We start from the raw sequence: 23,551 nt of genomic DNA, 5'->3' as shown, positions 1-23,551 counted from the left end.
TCCCAAACAAACCTTTCGCTAATGTACCGGCTGCTGCGGCGGCAGCGCATAGGCGACCGTATCGACGGCGGTTTCTCCATAATGACGCAGACAAATCCTATAGGCGGGATTCACCCTCTTGAGCCACAGCGGGATCTCCCATAAGTCCGCCGCCTTGTGGTAGGCGCATATCGCCAGCTTCGGGCAGTGCCTTTCGATCGTCTGCCGTGCGCCTTCGAGCATAGCCATCTCCGATCCTTCAATGTCCGCCGTGATGTACGTCACTTCCGGCAGATGCAGCGAATCCAGCCGACAGACCTCGATCTTCTGTCCGACCTCTCCCTGCATCTTCAGTTCACCGCCGGCATTTGCCCCTTGCGAAAAATACGCCGGTCCGTCATGGACGCCGACGGCGGCACAATGCGGCGTCGTATGTGCATAGCCCTTGCAAACCTCTTGCAGAATTTGAAAATTATCCGCATCCGGCTCGAAGCAGTGGAACATCTTCCACGAGGACAGATGCTCCTCGAAGAGCCGCAGTCCATCGCCCCGAAAAGCGCCGCAGTCAACGATCGTCTCCTCTCGTCCAAAAGGAAGGAGATCCATCTCCAGATACTGTGGATATGCGCTTCGGATATCGGTGCAATCATAGATGCGTTTCTTGCGCTTTTCCAAAAGCGCATCAAAAATCTTTACGGACGCCGCATCCGCAAAAATGCTTCGCGCCTCTCGGATCTTCGCGTCGTCTTTCTCCCACGGAACATCGTAGTGTATGCGGCATACAGCCGACCAGTCGACATCCGTATACTCGCGAAAATCATAGGCGAAAGCTGTCTCAAATCCCAACGATTCCAAATAGTTCTTCACCGTAACATAATAAACGTATGTCGTTATGACGAACAGCGTGTCTTTCGGGGGGGGGCAAACGTGTGCTCCCCCATCATGTCGTATCTTCAATTCTTTCGCCGCATCATCTCGCACGGGCGCATAAATCGGTATGCCGCAGATCGTGCCGCTCGACAATTCCTGCCGGCTGTCAACGATTCCCCGCACGGGAAGATTCTTTTTCAAATGCTGCAAAAAGTGTCGGCAGACATTGCCCGCCCCCCACATCAGCATCGTTTTTTGCCCTTTACTCATGAACCGACCTCCACGACCCGCGCCTCACCAGAGCTTCCACGGCGCCTTGTCATTCTGCCAGAGCTTTTCGAGCAGGAGTTTTTCGCGCAGCGTATCCATGCACTGCCAGAAGCCGCTGTGCAGATAGCACTTGAGTTCGCTTCTCTTCGCCAGCTCTTCCAGCGGCTTCTGCTCAAACACGGTCGAATCGCCGTCGATGAAGTCAAAGACCGATGGCTCAAGCACCATGTACCCCGCGTTGATCGGTGCGCTGTCCTCCATCGCCTTTTCACGGAACGCATGAACGGAGTTGTCAAAGCCGATGTCTAAGACGCCCTTCTGCTGCTTCTGCATGATCGCCGTCAAGGTCGCCGCCTTGCCGTGCGACTTATGAAAGCGCACAAGCTCTCCGATATCGACGTCCGCCACGCCGTCGCCATAGGTCATCATGAAGGTTTCATTCTCCACATACTTGCGGATGCGCCGGATACGACCGCCTGTCAAAGTATCGAGTCCCGTATCGACGATCGTGACCTTCCACGGCTCCGTGTGCTGGTTGTGCACAATCATGCGGTTTTCCTGCGTAAAGTCAAACGTGATATCTGACGTGTGCAGGAAGTAATCGGCAAACCACTCCTTTATCATGTGCTGCTTGTAACCCGCGCATATAACAAATTCATTGAACCCGAAATGACTGTATCCCTTCATGATATGCCAGAGAATCGGCATACCGCCGATCTCCACCATAGGCTTGGGTCGTCTTTCCGACTCCTCCGTGATGCGCGTGCCGAAGCCACCCGCCAAAAGAACTGTTTTCAAATTTTCAACTCCTTTATGGATCACACTGTCGATGAAGCCATCGTCTGCCGCAGGCAAGCAGCAGAATCATGCGCTGCATTTTTATCGTCGCTGCACCGCCTGCGCTTAAAGCCGGCAGCTATTCCCGCAGAATTTCCTTGAGCAGATCGACGAGTTGTTCATAATACGGCTCTTCGCCGTAATATGCCGCGACAATATCAAAAAGCCCGTCCAACGACAATCCGAGATGATCTTCTTTGATTTTCCTGCACCACGGAAGAATCGACTGTTCCAAAACCCGTTTCTTTTCCGCCGCAAGCTGCGCCGGCGGGATGTCCACCGCCTCCGTCAGGATGTCAAAGTAATTCTTGATGAATACTTCTGCAAAATTATAGCCCTTCGGCTGATGATCTCCGCAGCCCTCTGCAAAAAAAGCTCCGTGCAGCACGGCGAAATTCGGTCTTTGCTTCAGCATTTCCATTTGCAGGTAGACTTGCGGTATGTGCGAAGCATCATGCTTTTGCGGCTCCGAGATATGCGCGTAGAGTTCGCGCCGCATGACGACGCTGGTGATCCAAGCCATATAGTAGCTGACAAGCCCGATATATTGCAGGCAGCCTGCGCCTGTATATACGCGGCGCGGAATCTTCGCATTGCCCAGATAAAACAGCGCGACGCCGCGATAGCGGACAATGTTCGTAATAAGCGCATGGAGCGAGCCGTCAACAAAGTAATCATCGTCGCCTGCAACAAGGACGTACTCGCCCTTGCTTTCTCGGATGGCTCTATGGATGTTCCCTTCCGCGCCGACGTTCTTCTCGTTGCAGTGGTAGCGCAGATTCTTGTACGTCTTTTGCATCTCTTCGACGAAAGTTCGCGTATCGTCTGTCGATGCGTTGTCCGAGACGAGGATTTCTGCCAGCGCATCGTTGCCGATCTGACGCAGCACGCAGCGAAGCGATTTCTTCAGGTATTGGCTGCGGTTGTAGGTGATGAAGGCGAAGGTCAGCAAAGGCGGCGTTTTCTCCCTTTCTGCGAGCAGTTTCTTCCTCGCCTTGTCGCCTGCTGCGGGCAGCCACTTCCCCGCCTTCGGCGAAAAGACGGCGGTGACCTGCGCGGGGCTTCCCTCAGCGATGCAGTAGGCTGGGATGTCCGACTGCACGCAGCTTCCTGCACGCACGATGCTGCCGCGTCCGATGCGCACGGCTCCCTTGACGAGGACGTTTTCTTCCAGACGTGCGCCGCGCTCGATATGGACGCCGCTTCCTTCGACAACAAGCTCGCGGTCGGCAGGAGAGAGACCGACGCCGCTTTCGTCTAAGCGGTAGTCTTTGATATGGACGTTTTCTGCGATGCTCACGGCGTTTTCCAGCTCGATGTATTGCGCTGCTGTGATGGTGCTTCCTGCGCCGATGGCTGCGTGATCGCCGATGACGATGCGCGGTTTTCCGGCGAAGTTCTCGGCAGCGAGCCGGCAGAGCGCAGTCTCATGAATCTGCGTTCCTTTGCCGACGGAGACGCTCTCGGGATGCGTGAATTTCTGCCACGAAGGAACTTCGCTTTCTTCGCCGCACGCATAGAGGGTGTTCTTTTCCTTCGGCTCCGTGCCGTCGAGATAGGGATGATGGCGGCTGAAGTATGTTTTCCGATCGGCTTCATTGGCGTCGAATGCGATGCTTTTTTCCTGATAGGTGCACCATATTTCCTGCGGATGCGGCACGACGATGCGGACGCCGCTCTCTTCCATGCCGCGGCAATATGCCAGTACGGCATAGTATTGCTTTTCGTACGCTTCGTCCCACGGGACGTCTCGCTGGGTCGCAAAGAGCGACGGCAGCAGGAAGCGCACGTTTGCGGCTTCGGATGTCTCATTGAAGCGCAGTTCGGAGAGGTCTTTTTCCGACGGTATATAGACGGCGCCGCTCTTGTACGGCGAGTCCATCACGCTGCCGCTGACGGGCAGCGATGTGCTGCCCAAGATGCCGATCATGCCGATGCTGTCATCTTGAAAGAGGTTCAGCATTTCTTCGATCATCTGCGGATGGACAAGGCATAGATCGTCGTTGATGTAGATCTTGTATTTGGCGTCGGCTGCCGTCATGATTTCGTTGACTTGCACCGCATAGGGTCTGTCTTGCGTGATCACGAAGAGTTCCGCTTCGTATCCGTCCGGCCAGTTCATGTTCCTGAGGGATTCCATGCAGATCTCATAGCGTCCTTCGCGGCTCTTGTGCAGAAGCACCGCAATTTTCTTTTCTTTTGGCAGCGGGCGTCCGGAGGTCGCCTCGCGTGCGCCGTTTTGTCCCTGCAGAAGGCGGCGCAGCTCCTCTGCGTCCATGCGCTTATACATTTCCGGTATATGCCACTTGTCTTGAAGCAGCGCATGATTTCGCTCGACCAGTGCATTGGAGCGCTTGAGCTTTTCCTCCAAGTCCTGCTCGCCATACCCCTTCATGAAGCTCGCATGTCCAAAATGATGAATGAAGGTATCACGGCAAACGAGGAGATCATATCCCTGCTGCAAGATGCGCAGTGAGTAATCGTCGTCCTCAAAGTTGCCGGGACTGAAGCGTTCATCCAAAAAGCCAACCTTTTCAAAAACCTCTCTCTTGAAGAGATAGCAGAAGCCCACGAGCGTCGTTCGCTTTTCCCAGAGCGCGGGATTCGAAATATTGTAGCCCGCAGCGAATGCCTGCATGTCCTCTATGGTTTTGTAGGGTACCTCGATCTGCTGGCGGTTGGAGCAGCTGTTCGTGACGCAGCTCACGGCGCCGACCGAGGATGCGCTGTAGAGTGCGCGGCGCATGTTTTCGAGCCAATCCTTCGTTACGATGACGTCGCTGTTCAAAAGCAGAAGCTCCGTTCCCGAAGCAATTTTTAAGCCTTGATTGCAGCCTTTGGGGAAGCCTTGATTCTCTTCGTTATAGATGCAGACAAGGTCTTTTTGCGCCCTCAGCCACGCAGCCGAGCCGTCCTCGGAAGCATTTTCGACGACGATGATCTCGTACGTCCCCGCCTCGGTATATGTACGAATGCTCTCGATACAAAGCTGCAAAAGCTCCAAGGTATTGTAACTCAAGATGATGATGCTCGTCTTATGGCTCATGCTTTTCTCTCCCAACACTTTCTTCTGCTACGCCGACTCTCCCGCCCCGCCATCTCGCAAAATCTTCTTCATCTCGGACACGATCTCTTCATAGTACGGCTCCTCACCGTAATAGTCGCGCACGATGTCAAAGATTCCATCGAGTGCCAAGCCGTAATGATACTTCGTGATTTTTTGAAGGCGATCGTAGATCATATCTTCCGCCAGCCGCTTCTTTTCCTGCGACAAGAGATACGACGGAATATCTGCCGATGCCGTCAATACATCGAGATAGTTTTTGATGAACACTTCACCGAAATTGAAGCCCGATACCTTGTGATCGCCCGAATCCGCTTCCAAAACAAGTCCGTAGCACACGGCAAATTCCGGATTCTGCTTCAGCATCTCCAACTGCAAATAGACCTGCGGCAGGCGCGTATGATCGTACTTATGCGGCTCCTCGATGGCAAAATAGAGTTCGCGCCGCATGACGACGCCGCTGATCCATGTCATCAGAAAGCCGACATACGAGAGGTATTCCAAAGCGCCCTTGCCGCGCCGCACCCAGCGCGGCACAGCTTCCTTCTTCAAATGAAGCAGCGCGACGCCGCGATATTTGCGGATATTATCAAGAAGGACACGCAGAGCGCCGTCGAGGAAGTAGTCGTCATCGCCTGCCACAAGCACATATTCGCCTCGGCTCGCTTCGATCGCGCGATGGATGTTTCCCTCGGCGGCGACATTCTTCTCGTTGCGGTGATAGCGCAAATTCTTATAACGCTTTTGCAGATCCAGCACGAGCGCCCTCGTATCGTCCGTCGAAGCATTGTCCGAGACGAGGACTTCGACGAGCGGATCATCCTCGACTTGCCGCAGCACGCTTTTGAGGGACTTCCCAAGATACGAACTGCGGTTATATGTGATGACGGCAAAGGTCAGAAGCGGCGGCGTCTGCCGACGCTCTTCCAAAAGGCTCGCGAGCGCCGCTTCATCGGGCGTCTCCAGCCACTTTCCCCTGCGCGGGGAAAATGCCTTTATGACATGCGCGGGATTCCCCTCAGCGATGCAATAGGCGGGGATGCTCGTGCGCACGACGCTCCCCGCGCGTACACATGCGCCGCAGCCGACAGAGACGCCGCCTTCGATAACGGTGTTCGCGCCAATCTGCGCCGCACAGCCGACAGAGACGCCATGCGCATGTCCCGCGATCCTACGATCATCTGCGCCAAGTCCCAGCGTCTCCTCTTCATACATATAGTCTGCGATGCGAACATTCGCCCCGACGGTCACAAGATTTTTGAGCGTGATGCTATGCGCCGCCGTCAGCGCAGAATATGCGCCGATCGTGCAGTCTTCGCCGACAGCGATGCGCGGCTCTCCTTCAAAGTTATCAAAGCGCAGACCGCACCGTGCCGTCCGATGAATCTTCGTCCGACTGCCGACGGCGATTCCTTCGGGATGGCAAAAGCTGCGCCAGCCCTCGATCTCAGCATCTTTGCCGCACGCATAGAGAGAAAGCTGCGTTTTGACAGGCGCCGATTTGCCCAAATAAGGATGAAATGCGGCGAAGAATCGACAACGATCTTCCTCGTCCGCGTCAAAGGATATATTCCCCATCTGATAGGCGCACCAAATCTCCTGCGGCAAAGGCGCGACGATTCTCCTGCCGCGCTCTTCCACGGCACGACAATGCGCGAGCACGGCATAATACTGCCCTTCATAGCTCTCATCCCAAGCAAGATCGATCTGCGTCGCGAAAAAAGACGGGCAGAGAAAGCGCACATCCTCCACGAATGCCCCGTCGCTGCGACTTCCGAAGCGGATCTCTTCCAAATCCCCCTGCATCGGCATGCAGACGCCGCCCCAAAGATCCGGCGCATCCAAGAGATTGCCGTTCACAGGGAGTGAGCGGCTGCCGAGAATCCCCGCCATGCCGACGGAGTTCTCTTCGAATATCCCCAACAACTGCTCAATCGCCATAGGCGAGATCAGGCAGACGTCATCACTCATAAAGATTTTGATCTTCGCCGTTGTGCGGGCAAGGACTTCATTCACCTGCGCCGCATAGGATCGCTCTATCGACAGCGGGAAAATCTCCAAAGCGTAGCCTGCGGGGATATTTGCCGCATAGAGGGATTTCAGGCAGAGCGCATAGCGTTCCTCATTTGTCCTGCGCACGAGAACGGCGATCGTCTGCGCCGCCGAAGCGGCTGAGACATCTTCCGGCGCTTGCCGCCGCAGATAAGGAAGCAGCTCTTCCGGAGCCATTTCCCAATAATCCTCAGGCGCCTGCCACTTTTCAAAAAATATTTTGTGATTTCTCATCAAAGCCGCATTATAGCGCTCTTTCATTTCTGCTGCATTTCGTACAGCGAGCTTCTTTTCAAAGGATGCTCCGCCGTAATGATGAATAAAGGTGTCTCGGCAGAGAAGCAGATCATAGCCCGCCTGCAGGATGCGCAGCGAGTAGTCGTCATCCTCATAGTTGCCGGGATTGAAGCGGACATCGAGGAAGCCCACGCGCTCAAACACCTCTCGCTTGAACAGAAAGCAAAAGCCCACGAGCTTCGTCCGCTTCTCCCAAAGGGCTGGATTCGAGCGGTTGTAATCTGCCGCAAAGGCGAGCATCGCTTCGATGCTTTCATAAGATACGTCGATGCGCTGATTATTCGAGCAATGGTTCGTCACACAGCTCACAGCGCCGACCTTCGGGCTGCTGTAAAGGGCGAAGCGCAGATTCTTCAGCCAATCCTTCGTGACGACGGTATCGCTGTTGAGGAGCAAAAGCTCCGTTCCTGCCGCGATTTCCAGACCTTGATTGCAGCCCCCGGGAAAGCCTTGATTCTCTTCGTTGTAAATACAGGTAAGCCCCGTCTGCGCCTTCAGCCACTCGATCGAGCCGTCCTTCGATGCGTTCTCGACGACGATGATCTCATACGTCCCCGCCTCCGTAAACTCGCGTATACTCGCGATGCAGAGCTGCAAAAGCTCCAACGTATTATAGCTCAAGATGATGATGCTCGTCTTATGGCACATGCGCTTCTCTCCCATCATTTTTGAAAAACGATTCCCCGATCATCCAAATACTGAGCATTTTGAACAATGGCGCTTCACCTCATCTTCTCCGACTTTTCAGCATTTTCTTTTAATCATATCATAAAGGCATAATAAAAACCAATTTTTTCTATCTATCGCCGCGCTTTCTCCTGCGATAGCCGAGCCACAGCACGAAGAGCCAGACGGGCAGAACGAAGGCGGCGAACTGCATGTCAGGAATCTGCGTCATCAAGAAATACATCATGACGAGGAACGCAAGGCAGATATAGTTGACGACGGGAAAAAGCGGCGCACGAAATTTCGCACGGCGGCCTTCCCGCGCATAAAGACAGCGGAATTTCCAATGTGTAATGACGATCGTACCCCAGCTGATGATGACGGACGCCATAGCAATGGAGAGAAAGAGCATGAACACCCGCCCGGGGAACAAGTAATTCAAAAGTACGGCGAGAAGCGTCACACCCGAGGAGATCAATATGCCGACGACAGGCACGCCTTGACGCGAGAGACGCATGAGAGCCTTCGGCGCATCGCCGCCCGCAGCCAGTCCGTAGAGCATACGCGAGTTGCTGTAGATCGCCGAGTTGTAGACGGAGACGGCGGCGGTCAATACGACGAAGTTCAAGATGTGCGCGGCGGCGGGAATACCGACATTCGAGAAGATCTGCACGAAAGGGCTTGCCTCCATGCCGACCTCATCCCAGCGCCAAAGAGCCATAAGCACCGCCATAGCGCCGACGTAGAAGATCAAAATGCGCCAGATCACCTGATTGATGGCGCACGGAATCGAGCGGTCGGGATCGGCGGCTTCCCCCGCCGTGATACCGATCAGCTCAATGCCGCCGAAAGAAAACATGACGACGGTGATCGAAAGCATCATGCCCCATACGCCGTTCGGGAAGAAGCCGCCGTGCATCCAAAGATTGGAGAAGTTCATCGGAAACGGCGCCGGTTGGGAAAAGATGAGATACAGCCCCAGAATAATCATCAGCACGATGGCGGCGACCTTGACGATCGCAAACCAAAATTCCATCTCACCGTACGCCCTGACGGCGGCGAGATTCAGCGACGTGATGACGACGAGCGTGGCGAGCGCCGAGAGCCACTGCGGCAGATCGGGCAGCCAATAATTCATGTAAATCCCAATGACGGAAAGCTCCGCCATGCTGACGATGACATAGTTGAACCAATAATTCCAGCCCGAAAAAAAGCCCGGAAACGCCCCCCAATACTTCGCGGCATAATGACTGAACGAGCCGGACACAGGCTCCTCGACCGCCATCTCGCCGAGCATACGCATGATAAGGAAAATGACGACGCCGCCCGTCAGATAGGCGAGCATGACGGCAGGCCCCGCGAGCTTGATCGTCGATGCCGAGCCATAGAACAGCCCCGTGCCGATGGCGCCGCCGAGCGCGATCATTTGCAGATGACGGTTCTTCAAGCCGCGCTGCATTTCTTTTCGACCTTGCATGATATCACCTCAAAAACTACACGCACAAACGTCCCCTTCGTGGTCAAAAGTGCGCCGACCTTACGGAAAGTTACCCAATCAGCCTGCGCCTTCGGCTTGACTTCTCGGACTTTCATAACAAAATTGCTCCTTTCATTATAGACGGTGTATCCTGCTCTGTAAATAAAAACGAAAAACCGCCTTGCAAGAAGGCGTAAAACCCCGTAGAATATAGAAAAGAAGCGATTTGAGAGGTGACGCGGATGTATCGCATAAAGCCGTGGGAAGAATTGACGATTCAAGACGATTATATGTTCAAACTCATCATGAGCATCAAACCGATATGCCTGAACCTGCTCCAAGGAATTCTTCGCGTAGAAATCAAAGATATCCGCTATCTCGAGACGGAAAAATCCATGAACGCTCGCTATCAGGGCAAAGGCATCCGCTTGGACGTCTATGTACGCGATGATGCAGAGACGGTTTACAACATCGAAATGCAGGTTCGTATGCTCGAAGGAATGAACCTTTGCAAACGCACGCGCTACTACCAGTCGATGATCGACGCCGACCTACTGGCAGAGGGCGCAGACTATGACGACTTGAATAAAACAATCATCATCTTCATCTGTTCCTTTGATCCTTTTGGTAAGAATCGGCACATCTACACCTTCCGCAATCTCTGCCTAGAGGAGCGATCCATCGAGCTTTGCGACGACGCGACAAAAATCTTTTTGAACACCAAAGGCACGTTGAACGATGTGGATGAAAGCGTCAAAGCGTTCCTCGACTATGTAAACGGGTACGCATGCGACGATCCGCTCGTACAGGAAATCGACGAGGCGATTCAGAGAATCAAGCGAGAAAATGAAAAGAGGGTGAGCTATATGACTTTCGCGATGAAAATGATGGAAGAAAGAAAGGCTGGCTTCAAGGAAGGAGAAAACCACGGCATCGTTAAAGGCAGAACTGAGGGAGTGGTCTCCTCTATCCGCAATATGATGAAAAATATGGGAATCTCACTGGAAAAAGCGATGGATGTACTGCAGATTCCCGCTGACGAGCGTGCGAAATATATAGCGCTTGTCAGAGACTGAAAGAGGGGCAGCTATGGCAGAAGAAATCCACCACGAAAATATCGACTACACGCTCTTTGAAAACATCAAAATGAAGATGCTCGGCATGATTAACGGCGCGGACAACCCTTACGACATCATCTACGAGATCGCTAAGGAGCTTGAGGCCGTCACACACGAAGATGGCTATGCATACGAGGTGCGACAGGGGCTACGCACCGTCTATGGACTTGCCATGCACGACAAAAAACTCCTCGCCGACGAGCTTGCCGACGTAGAAGAACGGCTCAAGCGCATTGAAAAATCACATGAAAAGGGCGACTTCACGGAAGAGGAACGGACGCGCATCGAGTTCGCCATCGTTCTGCATAAGAAAAACATCGAACGGCTCAAAGGGCTGATCCAACATGCTGAAGCCTTCCACGAAGACCCGTATATCGAAAAGCTCTGACATGTGCAGACGCTTGCGATAGCCCCATAGACAACGAAAAGAGGACGGTCGTTTTCGCAACCGTCCTCTTTTTCTATGTCGTTATTCCAACACATACACCTTGACCCAACGGCGACCGAATTCCATCGCCTCACCGTAGGACTCCATACACAGGTCGATGCGCTCGCCATAAATAGCTCCGCCCGTATCCCCTGCGATGGCCATACCGTAACCTGGGATGTAAAGGCGCGTTCCCAAAGGAATCACGTCCGTATCCACGGCTACAACACCTCGCTCTGCGAGCATACCGGAAGCTGTGATGCCGTTGCCGCCGCCATCGGTCGGCAGGTACGCCGTCGCTTCCATATCGTACTCACGCACATAGCGCATAGCGCCGCGCGATGTTTCTACAGACTGGGCACGTCTTGCTGCTTCTTCTCTCTCTTGTTCTGCGACCAAATCGTGTATCTTAATGCTGAGATTCTTTTCAAGTTTTGTTGCCCCGTCAAGCTCCGCCGAAAAGCGGTCGCCAACGTATCCGTAGTCTTTGAGCACTTCGCCCACATGCTCACGAGTCGTATAAACCTTCTGCCTGTCGCCCTCAAACTCGATGACGACCGGCACGGCACGCTGCACGATAATTTTCTCTTCTTTGTCCGATTTCTTTAACTGAAACTCATCCTTGTGCCTAATCTCAACGCCTGCCTGATGCAAGATCAGCTCCGGGCTTGAGTATCTGGTGCTTACCTCCAAGGTCTTTCCGTCAACGTCAATGAGGACACTCCTCATTGCATCCGTAAAGCCTGTCGTGAATACGACTCCGAGAATCAGCACCATGCAAAGTGCTAGTTTCCGTAAAGTCATTCAATCCCCCCTTAGAAAATTAACGACACGCTTATTCTAGCACCTTTTTCCCGCTTTGTCAATATATGCCCCACTTAGATGGAATTAAACACCATATTTAGGGAAAAGAGAAGTGGTGAAAGCCCTTTTGTGACAGGCGTTCACCACTTATTTATTAGCATAACATTAAATGTAATTTTCTTTCAAATTCCGTAGAGATCGCGCGTATTCTCGCGCGTTGCCCGTGCAAAGGCTTCGAGGCTTTCGCCGCGCAGCTGCGCCGCCTTTTTCGCGATGTAAACAAGATGCGCCGATTCATTGCGTTTGCCACGAAACGGCATAGGAGAAAGGTATGGGGAATCGGTCTCAATAAGAATACGCTCCGCCGGCAGCCGCTGCACGATCTCGGGCAATTTCGCGGCGTTTTTGTACGTCAAGGGACCGTCAACACCAAAGTACCATTCGCCCTTCAACAGCTCCGCTGCCATCTCCCAACTGCCTGAATAGCAGTGCAGCACGCCGCGAAGCCCCTTGCCTTCCGTCTTGAGAATCTTCAGCATGTCGCCGTGCGCCTCGCGGTCATGGATGCAGACGGGCAGATGCAGCTGACGCGCGAGATCGAGTTGGCGCACGAAGATGCTGCGCTGCAGCGCACGCTTCTCCTCGTCCTTTTCCCAGTAGTAGTCGAGACCGATCTCACCGATGGCGACGACCTTTTCCTGTACTGCCCATGCGGCAAGCTGATCGTCCGTCGCCGTCGTCATCGGCTGCGCCTCTTCGGGATGGATGCCGACCGCCGCATAGACAGGCGCAAATTCCTCGGTGAGCGCGGCGCTCCTCGCCGAGGATTCGAGGCTGTCGCCCATCGTGATGATCTTTATGACGCCGCTTTTCACGGCTCGGTCGATGACGGCGGCGCGATCTTCATCGAATTTTTCGCCGTCAAGATGTGCATGCGTATCGATAAGCTCCATCATTTCACCTTGCTCCCTGCGGGTGCGGCAGGCTCGACGAGCCGCAGCCCATCCTCGCTCGACGTACACAATATCATGCCGTGCGATCGGATGCCGCGAATCTTCGCAGGCTTCAAGTTTGCGACGAGAACGACCTTTTTGCCGACAAGCTCGTCTGCCGCATAAAACTCGGCGATGCCCGAAACGATTTCGCGCTCTTCTGCGCCAAGGCTCACCGTAAGGCGCATGAGCTTTTCCGTATCGGGCACGCGCTCTGCCGTAAGGATTTCGGCAGAGCGCAGATCGACGCGACTGAACTCGTCAAACGTAACGATGCCGTCGCTCGCTTCCGCTTTCTTCGCAGCTTGCTCCTTTTGCTTTCTCTGCGACGTTTGAGGCTTCTCCATAGGGCTTTTCTTCCTATCTTCCGCAGGCTTTTCCTCCGCTTCCACGTCAATGCGCGGGAAGAGCTGCTCGGGAGTCTTTACCTGCGTCCCTGCGGCAAAACCGCCCCATGTGCGGACATCGGCAAAACGCACGGCAGCGAACTCCTCTTCGATGCCAAGCTGACGCCAGATCTTCTCTGCTGTCTCGGGCATAAACGGCTCGATGAGAACGCTGATACGGCGCAGGCTCTCGGCGAGGTTGTAAAGCGTGTTCGTAAGCGTCTGCTTCTTCGCCGCATCCTTGGCGAGCGTCCACGGCATCGTTTCGTCAATGTATTTGTTCGCACGGCTGATAAACGCCCACGTCGTCTTGATGGCGCTCTGCAGCTTCATCTCTTCCATCTCGCGCTCGTAGGCGACAATCGTATTCTCCGCCTCAGCAAGGAACGCACGGTCAATCTCGCTCTCACCAAGCGCTTTTTCTACGACGCCGCCCTGAAACTTGCCGATCATGTTCAGCGTGCGGTGCAGGAGGTTGCCGAGGTCGTTCGCGAGGTCGGCGTTGATGCGCCCAATGAGTGCATCGCGCGAAAAGTTGCCGTCTTGTCCGAGGTTGATCTCACGCAGCAGGAAGTAGCGGATGGCGTCGGCGCCGAATTCGTCAATGAGCTGTACGGGATCGACGACGTTGCCTTTCGATTTCGACATCTTATCGCCGTCGACGATGAGCCAGCCATGACCATAGACCATCTTCGGCAGCGGCAGGTCGAGCGCCATAAGGATACACGGCCAGATGATCGAGTGAAAGCGTACGATCTCCTTGCCGACGAGGTGAATGTCGGCGGGCCAGTATTTCTCGAATTTCTCAGGATCGTCGAGGAAGCCGATCGGCGTCAGATAGTTCGTCAAGGCGTCGAACCAGACGTAGATGACATGATCGGGTGCCATCGGCACGGGGATGCCCCAGTCGAACGACGTGCGCGAAATGCACAGATCCTCAAGCCCCTGTTTGATGAAGTTGATCATCTCGTTGCGGCGCGACACGGGCTGAATGAAGTCGGGATGCTCCTCGATGTACGCCAAAACGCGATCAGCGTAGCGCGACATCTTGAAAAAGTACGCATCCTCTTCGACCTCTGCCACTGCACGACCGCAGTCGGGGCACTTGCCGTCTGCAAGCTGGCGCTCCGTCCAATAGCTCTCGCACGGCGTACAGTAGAGCCCCTTGTACTTGCCCTTGTAAATGTCGCCTTTCTCGTAAATGCGGCGAAAGATCTCCTGCACGACGCGCTCATGCCGCTTCTCAGTCGTGCGCAGAAAATCGTCATTTGAGATGCGGAGCTTTTGCCAAAGCCCCTGAAAGCCTGCAACGATCTTGTCAACGTAAGCGATCGGCGTCACGCCGCCCTCTTGCGCTTTCTGCTGAATCTTCTGCCCGTGCTCATCGCTTCCCGTGAGGAAAAAGACGTCGTGCTCGGTCAATCGCTTGAAACGTGCGACGGCATCGGCGATCGTCGTGCAGTACGCATGTCCGATATGCAGTTTCGCACTCGGATAGTAGATCGGCGTCGTTATATAGAATGATTTCCTTGTCATGAAAAAGCCTCCTTGACGGCATGATACCGCATTCACATACTTTTCTTATTATAGAATAAATCCTTCCTCAAGTGCAAGTACAAGCAATAATGTTTCTTGTGAGGAAAACATTGCACCCCCCCGCAAACAATTTATTATTTTTTCTTAATTATCCCACTTGAAACATTTGCCAAGTCGTGCTATACTAAGGAGTAGGAAAAACTATACAGATTTAGTTAAATAATGTTTTTCCTATATGAGTGTTGTAAAGATGTAAATAATCACTCAACCCTGCTTTCGCACGTTGAATGACTATTTCCCCGCAGTTGGCTGGCCTGCTTCTAAGGAGGAGATAGCGATGAAAGCCACAGGAATCGTCAGAAAAGTAGACGAGCTGGGACGTGTCGTCATACCGATCGAGCTGCGCCGCACGCTCAGTATCGCAGAACGCGACGCCTTGGAGATCTACACCGACGAGGATCGCATCGTGCTCAGAAAATATGAGCCGACATGCGCATGCGTTTTTTGCGGTCGCGCCGATGACGTCATACCTTTCAAAGGTCGCAACGTCTGCAAAAAGTGCGCGGTGGAATTAAAGGAGGGAGCGTAAAATCACCTCCGCTGCACGAAGAGCCGTTTCCCTGTCGTGCTGTGCCCCCCGATGCAAAATGGAACGCAGAGATCAAAGCCCGTCCATCCCCTCTAAACGGGGGGAATGGACGGGCTTTATTCTTCCAACAATATCTGATACACATCGCGGCGGCTCATGTTGAGACGTTTCGCCGTCTCCCGCAGGGCTTCCTTCTTCGTTCTTCCCTCTTCCATAAAGTATGTGACAAGCTCCTTCGGCGTTTCTGTCAGCGCGTTTTCTTTCACGGCGCTCTCTTCGGCGCCTGCAACGATGAGAACAAACTCGCCGCGCGGCTCTTCCTCGCTGTAGTGAGCGAGGATGTCGGAAAGCGTGCCGCGGCGAAATTCTTCGTAGCGCTTCGTCAACTCGCGGGCGGCAACAGCCGAACGTGAAGCGCCAAAGGCTGCAATCAGAGCTTTCAGTGTATTTTTCAGATGGTGCGGCGCCTCATAAAAGATCAAGGTTTCCTGCCGTGCAGCAATTTCAGCCAGCAGTTCACGGCTTTTTGCCGCCGTACGCGGCAAAAAGCCGATGAACGTGAAGCGTCGCGCATCGAGTCCCGAGCATATAAGCGCTGAGAGTGCGGCATTCGCTCCGGGCAAGGGTGATACCTGAACGCCTGCAGCAATGGCGAGTTCCGCAAGATGCCCGCCGGGATCGGCAATGCCGGGCAATCCCGCATCGCTGACGCATACGAGATCGTGCCCTTCGACAAGAAAGTCCACAAGCCGAGGGCCCTTCTCCAGTTTATTATGTTCATGATAGCTCGTAAGGCGCGTGTGAATATCATAGCGTGCAAGGAGTTTTCGCGTATGACGCGTATCTTCCGCCGCAATCAGCGGCGCTTCCTGCAAGATGCGCACCGCGCGAAACGTCATATCCTCAAGGTTGCCGATCGGCGTCGCTGCAAGATAGAGGGTTCCCTTTGGGTGCAGCATATTTCCGCGGATTTCCGTCTGCGTCATGTTCGCCCACTCCTCACTCTACAGCCGACAAATGCAATTCATGCTTCTTTTTCCGCTTGCGCTGCATCGCCAAGAAGCGGCGGCAGAACGGTCAGCGCACCGACGGATGCACCGACGACTGCCTCTACAAGCACAAAGCGCGGCGCGGCATCCATGCGCGGCGCGAAGAATTGCAGTCGGCGCACCGCCATGCCGTTTTCCCTCAAGGCAAAAAAAAGCTCGTCGAGCCGCGCAGGCACATGGACGAGCGCAAAACGTCCGCCGAAGCGCAGCGCATGACGCGCTGCCGCCGCTACGTCGGCGAGTGTCGCCGTGATCTCGTGATGCGCTCTCGCTGCGCGTCCGATCTTGCCTTGCCCCAGCGGGTACCACGGCGGATTGCTCAGGACGCAGTCGAAGCTCCCTCGCTTGCCCAATCCTTCCGTCGCACGAAAATCCCCTGTACGCACGCGCACGCGGTCTGCAAGACCATTCAAGCGCACGTTGCGCATCGCAAGCTCCGCCATCACAGGGTCAATCTCTACGGCGTCAATCGTAAGATCGTCGCGTGCGATCAAAAGAGGGATGACGCCTGCGCCCGTGCCAAGCTCAAGGACATGATCGCCGCGCTTGATGCAAGCGAAACGCGCAAGCAGAACGGCGTCGAGCGAAAAGCATGTCGTCTCGGTGTTCTGGATGATGCGCCGCCCTGCATACTGCAGATCGTCCAGCCGCTCGCTGTCACGAAGCGCCGCCTGCCATGCCGCCAGAGACGCCACGCTGCCCACTTACGCTTTGTCCTCCTGCTCGACAGCGACGATGTCCTCCCATGCCGCCACGAGCGTCTTATGCGAGTCGAGAAGAATCGTCGCCGTGCGCCGCTGCATGTTGAGGGAGATGACCTTTCCTTCCCCTTCAGCCGAAGCCACGCGGCTGCCCTGTTTCGGCGGCTTCGTACGGCGCTTGGGGCAATTCTTTCGGTAGCCTGCGCACTCGTATTTCAGGCAGCACATGAGTCTGCCGCATATTCCCGAAATCTTCGTCGGATTCAGCGAGAGATTCTGTTCCTTCGCCATCCGAATGGATACCGGCTCAAAGTCTCCGAGGAACATCGAGCAGCAAAGCGGTCTGCCGCAGCAGCCCATGCCGCCCATGAGTTTTGCCTCGTCGCGCACGCCGATCTGGCGCAGCTCGATGCGTGTGCGAAAGACAGAAGCAAGATCCTTGACCAGTTCGCGGAAGTCGATGCGCCCGTCCGCCGTAAAAAAGAAAATGATCTTGTTCAGATCAAACGTATACTCAACATCGACGAGCTTCATCGGCAGACCATGCACCTTGATCTTCTTCTCGCAGATCTTGAACGCTTCCTTTTCCTGTCGGTGATTTTCCTCTACCTTCTGAAGATCCTGTGCTGTCGCCTTTCTCTGCACGGGCTTTAACGGCTGCGCGCCGTTCTCTTCCGCCTCACGCGGTCCTAAGACGACGCGGCCGCACTCCGTACCGCGCACCGTTTCGACGATGACCTCGTCACCGAGCGCAAGTGCATATTTCCCGGGGCTAAAATAATAAATCTTGCCCGCTTTCTTGAAGCGGACGCCCACAATCATCTGCAACCCCTTGCCTCCTTCATCTATAAAAAGCGCAGCTTTTGTGCGCCTGACATCTTCATTCGCCTTTCTAAGCTTCCTGCATACGCAGCAAAAGCCCTTCAAAAATCAATCGCTGACTCGCGTTGCTCCTGAGCCTCTTAAGCGCCTCTTGCACGAGCGAGATCTGCGAAAAGACACGATCCTCAGAAAATCCCACCAGTGCATTTGCCATCTCGCTTCGCTTTTCCTCATGAAAGAGCACGCCGCCCCCTGCATGAAGCGCAAGCATGTCGCGCAAGAGTCTTGCGAGTGCAAGCAGCCAATCCTCGGCACGCTCGCGTGGCAGTCTGCCAAGCTCTTCTGCTTTCACCCAAATCTTGAACATATCCAGCGTTCGAAGGAAGAAAAGCGTCCGCGCCGCATCTTCTGCCAACTGCAAGCCATCTTCTTCATTCAAAAGGAGCGCATGACCGAGACTGCCGTCCGCCGTCCGAGCCAGTGCACGCGCTTTCTCGGCAGCAATGCCGCGCATGAGAAGCGCACGCTCGATCACATCCGGAGAAAGCGCGCCGAAATGCATCTCACGCACGCGGGAAAGGATCGTCGGCAGAAGGGCTGTGCGTCGTGCCGTCACAAGCAGGAAAAAGACCTCGCCCGACGGCTCTTCGAGTGTTTTTAACAGACTGTTCGCCGCCGCCTCATTCATCGTGTCCGCTTCATCCATAACAACGACGAAACGTCTTGAAAGGAGCGGCTTTCGCGCGACCTTCTGCTCGATCTCGCGCACGGCGTCGATGCGGATGACGCGCGTACTTTTGCCGCGGCTTTCGGGAGCGCACTCGATGTAGTCGGGATGCGTGCCCGAAAGAAGGGCGCGGCAAGACGGACATTCGCCGCACGGCGCTTCCTCTTTGCCGCACAGCAAAGCTGCGGCGACAAGACGCGCGATTTTCCTCTTTCCCACGCCCATAAGCCCCGAAAAGAGGAGCGCATGGGGCAGACGACCGCCCCGCAACATGATCCGCAGCCTTTTGATATTCCCTTCGTGTCCAAGGACGTCCTGCCAGAGAAGTGTCTCTGCCATCACATATAAAGATCGACGAGCATACCGCGAATCGCGTCATGACTCGCCACGATATCAAAGGCATCCGTCTGCCCCGTACGGATCTTCTCCGCAAGCTCTTCGAGCTTGTGGTCGATCTTACGCACCGTCGTATAGACCTTCTGACGCCCCATGCGATCCCAGCCCGCCTGCACATGAAGCTGATACATGCGTCCGACCGCCTCATCGACGAAGCCCTTGACGAGATCGCGGTACGCTTTCAATTCATCGTACGTCGGCGTGTTCGTAAGACGCGCCCCCTGCTCATCAATCTTTTTCAAGATTTCCTGCAACTGGCGATCGGAAAACGCCGCATGTTGGTCGGCAAGCTCCGCACCGAAGTCCGTGTCCGAACGTGAAACCTCATGCACGGCAACGTCGCGCTCAAGCGTCTGCATCGAAGAGCGCTGTGCGCTCAAAGCATCTATCTTCATAAGTCCACCTTCCGCCTGCACTTTCTCTGATTCTACCTTAAATTATAAAGGCTTTTCCATTTTCATGCAAGCAGCCGCCGCGCACAACTATTCGTGCATGGACTTCCAGCGGTCGTGCAGCCAAAACCATTCTTCGGGATGCTCACGGATATGCTGCTCAAGAATGCGGTTGACTGCCTGCCCAGCGGTGCGGATGTCGGTGCGCTTGTCCTTCGTGCGCGGCACGTCGATGGGTGCATGGAGGATGATCTTGTGCGTACCGTCCTTCTTGCGCGTAATATAGCCGGGGATGACGCCGATGCCTGCCGAACGCGCCATCGAGGCAGGACCCGGCACACAGTTCGTCGGCTGCCCAAAGAAGTCGAGCACGACGCCGTCGCGCCGATTCGTATCTTGGTCGGCAAGAAGTCCAACGATCCAGCCTTTCTTCATCATGCGGAACATCTCGCGCACGTCGTCTTTGTAAGTGATGTGCATCCCAACGAGACAGCGGTACTCGTTGATGAAGCGATCCATCGCCGCGTCATGCTGGCGCATGGCGACGCCGATGATCGGAAAACCTGCCTGCGACAGCGCGCCGCCCATAAGTTCCCAGTTGCCCGTGTGCGCCGTCGCGATGACAGCGCCCTTGCCCTTTTCGAGCATTGTACGCAGGTGCTCCGCGCCCTCGATCTCGACATAATCCGCCATGCGGCGCACGATGACAGGAAAGCGCAGCACCTCAAAGAGCATGGGACCGAAGCGCACGGCGCTCTCCTTCGCGATGCGCTCGGACTCTTTTGCATCCGTACCAAGGCACATGGCGACCTGCTCCCGTGCCAGCTTCTTCCTCTTTGCAGGCAAAAAAGGCCAGAGGCAGAGCGCCAGCATTCGTCCCAAAGCGTCGCAGAAGCGTCCAGGCAAAAGGCAGACGAGGCGGCTCAAAAAGCGCACGAGGTAGTACGTCATTCTTTCGTTTCCTTCTCGTTCGCCTGTGCCAGCGCTTTTTCCAATCGCTTGATTTTCTTGACCATTTCAGGCAGGCGTTTCATCGCCGCCTGCATACGCAGCCACTCCTGGTGGCTCTGCACGGGGAATCCCGCACAAAAAACACCGTCCGGCATATCGCCGATGATGCCTGAGCGAGCGGCGTAGACAGAGTTGCCGCCGATATGGATGTGTCCGACCGTGCCGACCTGCCCGCCGAAGGTCACGTTCGGTCCCGTCGTCGTCGAACCGGAGATGCCCGTCTGCGCAACGATGAGATTGTTCGGACCGATCTTACAGTTGTGTCCGATATGTACGAGGTTGTCGATCTTCGTGCCATGTCCGATGACGGTCGATCCTGTCGTAGCGCGGTCAATGCCGACGTGTGCGCCGACTTCGACGTCATCCTCTAAGACGACGTTGCCGACCTGCGGCACTTTCGTGTGCACGCCGCTCGCCGTTGTGAAACCGAAACCGTCGGAGCCTACGACTGCATTGGCATGAAGCATGCATCGCCTGCCGATGCGGCATCGCTCACGCACCGTCACGCCCGCATGGAGTACGCTTCCCGCACCGACCTCAGCATACTGTCCGACGTAAACATGCGGATAGAGTACGGCGTCCGCACCGACCTTTGCGTGTGCATCGACGACGGCGAACGGCAGGATGCGCGCGCCCGCCGCAATCGCAGCAGTCTTTGCCACAAACGCTTGCGGACTGACGCCATCGGGCAGAAGCAAAGGCGGCGTGAAGATCTCCAGAAGCTTCGCGAACGCGGCGCGAGGCTCCTTTACATGGACGGCAGGCAGAGGAAAGTCCTGCACGCCTTCGGGCAGGATGACAGCCGCCGCCTTCGATGCTTTCGCTTCTTCTATATGGGGCGGCGCAGCAAAGGTGATGTCCGATGCGCCTGCCGCTTCGATGTTCGTCGCGCCCGTGACAGCGATGCTCTCATCTCCTGCAAGCCGCCCGCCCAAGAAACGGGCGATCTCCCCCAATGTCTTTTTCATTGTCCAATCCTCACTGAAGCGCCTTGATCACATCATCGGTGATGTCCGTGCCGCCGAGATGGACGAGCTTTTGCTCTTCCACATTGTAAACGACGGCGTCAATCTTCTTCGTACGTGCGATCTCACCGATGGCGGTCTGCATCTTGATCGTTTTCTGCTGGTTGTAGATATTGGCTGTTTGCTGCATCTGCCCCATCACCTGCTGCTGCATCTTCTGCAGTTCATCCGGCGATACATTCTGCGCCTGCTTCGCCTTGAAATCATCTTCCGCCTGCTTCTGCACTTCTTCCATCTTCGTCTTCATCTCTGCGTCGATGCTCATGATCGCCGGCGCTTCCTTCTCGACGCGCGTCGGGTCAACGTAGCCGATCTCGGCGGAGCCACAGCCTGCGGCAAGCATCATGGCGGCAAAAGCGACGCTGAGAAGTGCCGCACGTTTCTTTTTCTGCTTCATGATTTTCCACTTCTTTCTAAAATTGTTCCCGATGCAAGCTCGGCGATAACTTCGTCCGTCAAGTCTACTGCATCGGACACATGAACGGGGAAGCGCAGCATCGTCGCAGCATCTTCCTCACGCCGCACGCCCACGGCTTCGTCCGTTTCTTTTACGACGACAAAAGCGAGCCGATGGACGATTGCGAGCTTCGCCGTCTTGCTCTCAATATCCTTGCGAATATGCTCGCGCAGGATGCGAATCTCCTCGTCTTTCGCCGCGAGAGCTGCTTTTTTGCGGTTCAGAAGCTCGTCGCTCTCAATGCCCTGCATCGCCTGCCGAAGCGCTTCGCTGTTGCGTTTATCGGCTTCCGCTTTTTGGCGTACGGCTTCTTCCTGCGCCGCACTGCTTTTCCCGAGCGCTTCGTCTCGCGCGATAAGCGCGGCAAGATATTGCCGCCTCTTTTCATCGCGTGCGGCAAAAAGCGCCTCTATGCGTGTGCCGCGTTCATTGCGCAGGGTTTCAAGCTCCTGCAGGAGCGTTTTTACATCGTCGGCCGATAGAAGCATAGCTTCGCGGTTGTCGATCTTCATCTCGATATTCACTATGCGATTTTGATAGGCGTCCTCAATCATCTTTTTTTCGGCGAGGAACGCCTCTTTCGTTTCTTCTTCCCATGCAGCAAGCGCTTTGCGGCGCTCGCGTGCACGCCCTTCCGCTGCAAGCCGCGCCTGCTGCAGTTCCTTTTGCTCTGCCGCAAGCTGAAACGGCTCGTCCGAGAGTGCAGGCGGCTTCCATGCGCGGCGATCGGCGCTGAGACGTGCAATATCAGCGGCAATCACGGCTCGCTCTGCGTCAAGCGCAGCGATTTGCGCGTATACCTCATGCACCTTCTCCGCACGCGCAAGATCAACGACGCCGATGCCGCCCGGCTCCTGCGGCGCCGGAGGCGACGGCGGCGGCTGCAAAGACGCGCGAAAGAAAAAACCAGCGCTGCCGAGAAGCAGGATGAGCGCGACGACAAAGACACCGCAAAGCGTGTTCCTATGCTTGAGCCAAAAACCCGCGCTGCGCACCTCTCCTTTTTCCTGCGTCACCTCTTCCACCCCCGAAAAGCCCTGAGATTCAAAAGTACCGGGCAGGAAGCCCGCCCGGTACCTCATGCGCTCGCGCGCTCAATATCCGTATCTCTTATTTGAACTTCTTCACGACGTCGTCCGTGATATCCTGTCCGCCATAGACAACAGCGTTTTTGTCAAGAACGACGGAAAGTCCCTTCGCTTCGGCGACCTGCTTGACAGCGGCGTCAACCTTCTTCTGAATGCCCGCGAGGAGATCCTGTTCCTTCTGCTGCAGCTCCATCTGCGCCTGCTGCATCGCCTTTGCTTTCTCCTCATCGCTCTTGTTCGCCGTATCAGCCTCAAAGCGCATCTGCGCTTCCTGCATCGCTTTCTGCATCTCGTTCGATGCCGAAGCGTAGTCCGGATGACTTGCCATAGCCTTGCGGTAGTCAACGACGCCGACAGACGACGATGCCGCCGACGCAGTGCTCGTACCGAGCTGCGAAAGCCCGAGAGCTACGACAGAGCCGATGAACACGAGCGCGAGAGCCACGCAGAAAATCTTTACCTGTGTCTTCTGAAGTTTCACCATTTCTTTTAGTCTCCTTTTCTCTTTGGAAGAAGATT

General features: G+C 55.2%; 22 protein-coding genes. 3 read left to right on the top strand and 19 right to left on the bottom strand.

Translation table 11 applies throughout. The annotated features are described in order from the left end of the window. Nucleotides 1-18: 18 nt before the first annotated feature. From ACO5Z0_RS04825 to ACO5Z0_RS04800, 6 genes are all read right to left on the bottom strand, one after another. The gene (locus tag ACO5Z0_RS04825; RefSeq protein WP_485649426.1) at nt 19-1,119 is read right to left on the bottom strand and encodes an FkbM family methyltransferase; all 1,101 of its coding nucleotides are present in this window, start codon (nt 1,117-1,119) and stop codon (nt 19-21) included. A 24-nt stretch (nt 1,120-1,143) separates the two neighbouring features. After that, entirely contained in the window at nt 1,144-1,917 is a 774-nt protein-coding gene (rfbF, locus tag ACO5Z0_RS04820) for a glucose-1-phosphate cytidylyltransferase (protein ID WP_485649425.1), read from the bottom strand. 118 nt (nt 1,918-2,035) lie between these two features. Then, nucleotides 2,036-5,002, bottom strand: coding sequence for a glycosyltransferase (locus ACO5Z0_RS04815; RefSeq protein WP_485649424.1), 2,967 nt, complete (start codon nt 5,000-5,002; stop codon nt 2,036-2,038). 27 nt (nt 5,003-5,029) lie between these two features. Continuing rightward, a complete protein-coding gene (locus ACO5Z0_RS04810) occupies nt 5,030-8,017 on the bottom strand; it encodes a glycosyltransferase (protein ID WP_485649423.1) in 2,988 nt (995 codons plus the stop codon). Nucleotides 8,018-8,165: 148 nt separating this feature from the next. Next, nucleotides 8,166-9,512 carry an amino acid permease gene (locus tag ACO5Z0_RS04805; RefSeq protein ID WP_485649422.1) on the bottom strand — a complete coding sequence of 449 codons (1,347 nt, stop codon included), beginning with the start codon at nt 9,510-9,512 and terminating at the stop codon, nt 8,166-8,168. Next, nucleotides 9,479-9,628: a hypothetical protein gene (locus tag ACO5Z0_RS04800; RefSeq protein ID WP_485649421.1), complete on the bottom strand. Its 150-nt coding sequence runs from the start codon at nt 9,626-9,628 to the stop codon at nt 9,479-9,481. The genes ACO5Z0_RS04805 and ACO5Z0_RS04800 overlap by 34 nt, the downstream gene beginning before the upstream one ends. 126 nt (nt 9,629-9,754) lie before the next feature. On the opposite strand from ACO5Z0_RS04800, the gene ACO5Z0_RS04795 reads away from it, so the two are divergent. After that, entirely contained in the window at nt 9,755-10,588 is an 834-nt protein-coding gene (locus ACO5Z0_RS04795; protein ID WP_485649420.1) for an Rpn family recombination-promoting nuclease/putative transposase, read from the top strand. A 13-nt stretch (nt 10,589-10,601) separates the two neighbouring features. Then, nucleotides 10,602-11,018, top strand: a complete 417-nt coding sequence (locus tag ACO5Z0_RS04790) for a hypothetical protein (protein ID WP_485649419.1) — start codon at nt 10,602-10,604, stop codon at nt 11,016-11,018. An 81-nt stretch (nt 11,019-11,099) separates the two neighbouring features. Here ACO5Z0_RS04790 and ACO5Z0_RS04785 read toward each other — a convergent pair whose 3' ends face one another. The 3 genes from ACO5Z0_RS04785 to metG form a co-directional block, all read right to left on the bottom strand. Then, nucleotides 11,100-11,834, bottom strand: coding sequence for a G5 and 3D domain-containing protein (locus ACO5Z0_RS04785; protein WP_485649482.1), 735 nt, complete (start codon nt 11,832-11,834; stop codon nt 11,100-11,102). Nucleotides 11,835-12,043: 209 nt separating this feature from the next. Next, entirely contained in the window at nt 12,044-12,814 is a 771-nt protein-coding gene (locus tag ACO5Z0_RS04780) for a TatD family hydrolase (RefSeq protein WP_485649481.1), read from the bottom strand. After that, on the bottom strand, nt 12,814-14,775 hold the full coding sequence (metG, locus tag ACO5Z0_RS04775) for a methionine--tRNA ligase (RefSeq protein WP_485649418.1): 1,962 nt from the start codon (nt 14,773-14,775) through the stop codon (nt 12,814-12,816). The genes ACO5Z0_RS04780 and metG overlap by 1 nt, the downstream gene beginning before the upstream one ends. A gap of 337 nt (nt 14,776-15,112) precedes the next feature. On the opposite strand from metG, the gene ACO5Z0_RS04770 reads away from it, so the two are divergent. Beyond that, nucleotides 15,113-15,364, top strand: a complete 252-nt coding sequence (locus ACO5Z0_RS04770; RefSeq protein WP_442672226.1) for an AbrB/MazE/SpoVT family DNA-binding domain-containing protein — start codon at nt 15,113-15,115, stop codon at nt 15,362-15,364. A gap of 116 nt (nt 15,365-15,480) precedes the next feature. On the opposite strand, the gene rsmI is transcribed toward ACO5Z0_RS04770, so the two are convergent. The 10 genes from rsmI to ACO5Z0_RS04720 form a co-directional block, all read right to left on the bottom strand. Beyond that, nucleotides 15,481-16,350: a 16S rRNA (cytidine(1402)-2'-O)-methyltransferase gene (gene rsmI, locus ACO5Z0_RS04765; protein ID WP_485649417.1), complete on the bottom strand. Its 870-nt coding sequence runs from the start codon at nt 16,348-16,350 to the stop codon at nt 15,481-15,483. 38 nt (nt 16,351-16,388) lie between these two features. Next, complete coding sequence (locus ACO5Z0_RS04760) at nt 16,389-17,117, bottom strand: tRNA1(Val) (adenine(37)-N6)-methyltransferase (protein ID WP_485649416.1); 729 nt, start codon at nt 17,115-17,117, stop codon at nt 16,389-16,391. Then, nucleotides 17,118-17,942 carry a PSP1 domain-containing protein gene (locus ACO5Z0_RS04755; protein WP_442672223.1) on the bottom strand — a complete coding sequence of 275 codons (825 nt, stop codon included), beginning with the start codon at nt 17,940-17,942 and terminating at the stop codon, nt 17,118-17,120. It abuts the gene before it with no gap. A gap of 64 nt (nt 17,943-18,006) precedes the next feature. Next, nucleotides 18,007-19,002, bottom strand: coding sequence for a DNA polymerase III subunit delta' (gene holB, locus ACO5Z0_RS04750; RefSeq protein ID WP_485649415.1), 996 nt, complete (start codon nt 19,000-19,002; stop codon nt 18,007-18,009). Continuing rightward, a complete protein-coding gene (locus ACO5Z0_RS04745; RefSeq protein WP_485649414.1) occupies nt 19,002-19,454 on the bottom strand; it encodes a YaaR family protein in 453 nt (150 codons plus the stop codon). The genes holB and ACO5Z0_RS04745 overlap by 1 nt, the downstream gene beginning before the upstream one ends. Nucleotides 19,455-19,541: 87 nt before the next feature. Next, nucleotides 19,542-20,402 carry a lysophospholipid acyltransferase family protein gene (locus ACO5Z0_RS04740; RefSeq protein ID WP_485649413.1) on the bottom strand — a complete coding sequence of 287 codons (861 nt, stop codon included), beginning with the start codon at nt 20,400-20,402 and terminating at the stop codon, nt 19,542-19,544. Continuing rightward, nucleotides 20,399-21,430 (bottom strand): UDP-3-O-(3-hydroxymyristoyl)glucosamine N-acyltransferase, encoded by a 1,032-nt coding sequence (gene lpxD, locus ACO5Z0_RS04735; RefSeq protein ID WP_485649412.1) that lies wholly within the window; start codon nt 21,428-21,430, stop codon nt 20,399-20,401. Before lpxD ends, ACO5Z0_RS04740 begins: the two co-directional genes overlap by 4 nt. A 10-nt stretch (nt 21,431-21,440) precedes the next feature. Beyond that, nucleotides 21,441-21,884, bottom strand: coding sequence for an OmpH/Skp family outer membrane protein (locus tag ACO5Z0_RS04730; protein ID WP_442675930.1), 444 nt, complete (start codon nt 21,882-21,884; stop codon nt 21,441-21,443). Beyond that, the gene (locus ACO5Z0_RS04725) at nt 21,881-23,026 is read right to left on the bottom strand and encodes a hypothetical protein (RefSeq protein WP_485649411.1); all 1,146 of its coding nucleotides are present in this window, start codon (nt 23,024-23,026) and stop codon (nt 21,881-21,883) included. The genes ACO5Z0_RS04730 and ACO5Z0_RS04725 overlap by 4 nt, the downstream gene beginning before the upstream one ends. Nucleotides 23,027-23,054: 28 nt before the next feature. Beyond that, a complete protein-coding gene (locus ACO5Z0_RS04720) occupies nt 23,055-23,516 on the bottom strand; it encodes an OmpH/Skp family outer membrane protein (RefSeq protein WP_442672216.1) in 462 nt (153 codons plus the stop codon). Nucleotides 23,517-23,551 lie beyond the last annotated feature (35 nt).

Source organism: Selenomonas sp. (assembly GCF_057272215.1).
The sequence above is the reverse complement of the archived record's forward strand: the minus strand, read 5'-3'. Positions and strand labels throughout refer to the sequence as shown.

Excerpts from the sequence above, each read along its gene's own strand:
- holB (WP_485649415.1), bottom strand. The coding sequence starts at position 19,002 with ATGGCAGAGACACTTCTCTGGCAGGACGTCCTTGGACACGAAGGGAAT.
- ACO5Z0_RS04740 (WP_485649413.1), bottom strand. The coding sequence starts at position 20,402 with ATGACGTACTACCTCGTGCGCTTTTTGAGCCGCCTCGTCTGCCTTTTG.
- ACO5Z0_RS04805 (WP_485649422.1), bottom strand. The coding sequence starts at position 9,512 with ATGCAAGGTCGAAAAGAAATGCAGCGCGGCTTGAAGAACCGTCATCTG.
- ACO5Z0_RS04825 (WP_485649426.1), bottom strand. The coding sequence starts at position 1,119 with ATGAGTAAAGGGCAAAAAACGATGCTGATGTGGGGGGCGGGCAATGTC.
- rsmI (WP_485649417.1), bottom strand. The coding sequence starts at position 16,350 with ATGACGCAGACGGAAATCCGCGGAAATATGCTGCACCCAAAGGGAACC.
- ACO5Z0_RS04770 (WP_442672226.1), top strand. The coding sequence starts at position 15,113 with ATGAAAGCCACAGGAATCGTCAGAAAAGTAGACGAGCTGGGACGTGTC.
- ACO5Z0_RS04720 (WP_442672216.1), bottom strand. The coding sequence starts at position 23,516 with ATGGTGAAACTTCAGAAGACACAGGTAAAGATTTTCTGCGTGGCTCTC.
- ACO5Z0_RS04790 (WP_485649419.1), top strand. The coding sequence starts at position 10,602 with ATGGCAGAAGAAATCCACCACGAAAATATCGACTACACGCTCTTTGAA.
- ACO5Z0_RS04810 (WP_485649423.1), bottom strand. The coding sequence starts at position 8,017 with ATGTGCCATAAGACGAGCATCATCATCTTGAGCTATAATACGTTGGAG.
- ACO5Z0_RS04795 (WP_485649420.1), top strand. The coding sequence starts at position 9,755 with ATGTATCGCATAAAGCCGTGGGAAGAATTGACGATTCAAGACGATTAT.
- ACO5Z0_RS04780 (WP_485649481.1), bottom strand. The coding sequence starts at position 12,814 with ATGGAGCTTATCGATACGCATGCACATCTTGACGGCGAAAAATTCGAT.
- lpxD (WP_485649412.1), bottom strand. The coding sequence starts at position 21,430 with ATGAAAAAGACATTGGGGGAGATCGCCCGTTTCTTGGGCGGGCGGCTT.
- metG (WP_485649418.1), bottom strand. The coding sequence starts at position 14,775 with ATGACAAGGAAATCATTCTATATAACGACGCCGATCTACTATCCGAGT.
- ACO5Z0_RS04730 (WP_442675930.1), bottom strand. The coding sequence starts at position 21,884 with ATGAAGCAGAAAAAGAAACGTGCGGCACTTCTCAGCGTCGCTTTTGCC.
- ACO5Z0_RS04815 (WP_485649424.1), bottom strand. The coding sequence starts at position 5,002 with ATGAGCCATAAGACGAGCATCATCATCTTGAGTTACAATACCTTGGAG.
- ACO5Z0_RS04725 (WP_485649411.1), bottom strand. The coding sequence starts at position 23,026 with ATGAGGTACCGGGCGGGCTTCCTGCCCGGTACTTTTGAATCTCAGGGC.
- ACO5Z0_RS04745 (WP_485649414.1), bottom strand. The coding sequence starts at position 19,454 with ATGAAGATAGATGCTTTGAGCGCACAGCGCTCTTCGATGCAGACGCTT.
- ACO5Z0_RS04800 (WP_485649421.1), bottom strand. The coding sequence starts at position 9,628 with ATGAAAGTCCGAGAAGTCAAGCCGAAGGCGCAGGCTGATTGGGTAACT.
- ACO5Z0_RS04785 (WP_485649482.1), bottom strand. The coding sequence starts at position 11,834 with ATGGTGCTGATTCTCGGAGTCGTATTCACGACAGGCTTTACGGATGCA.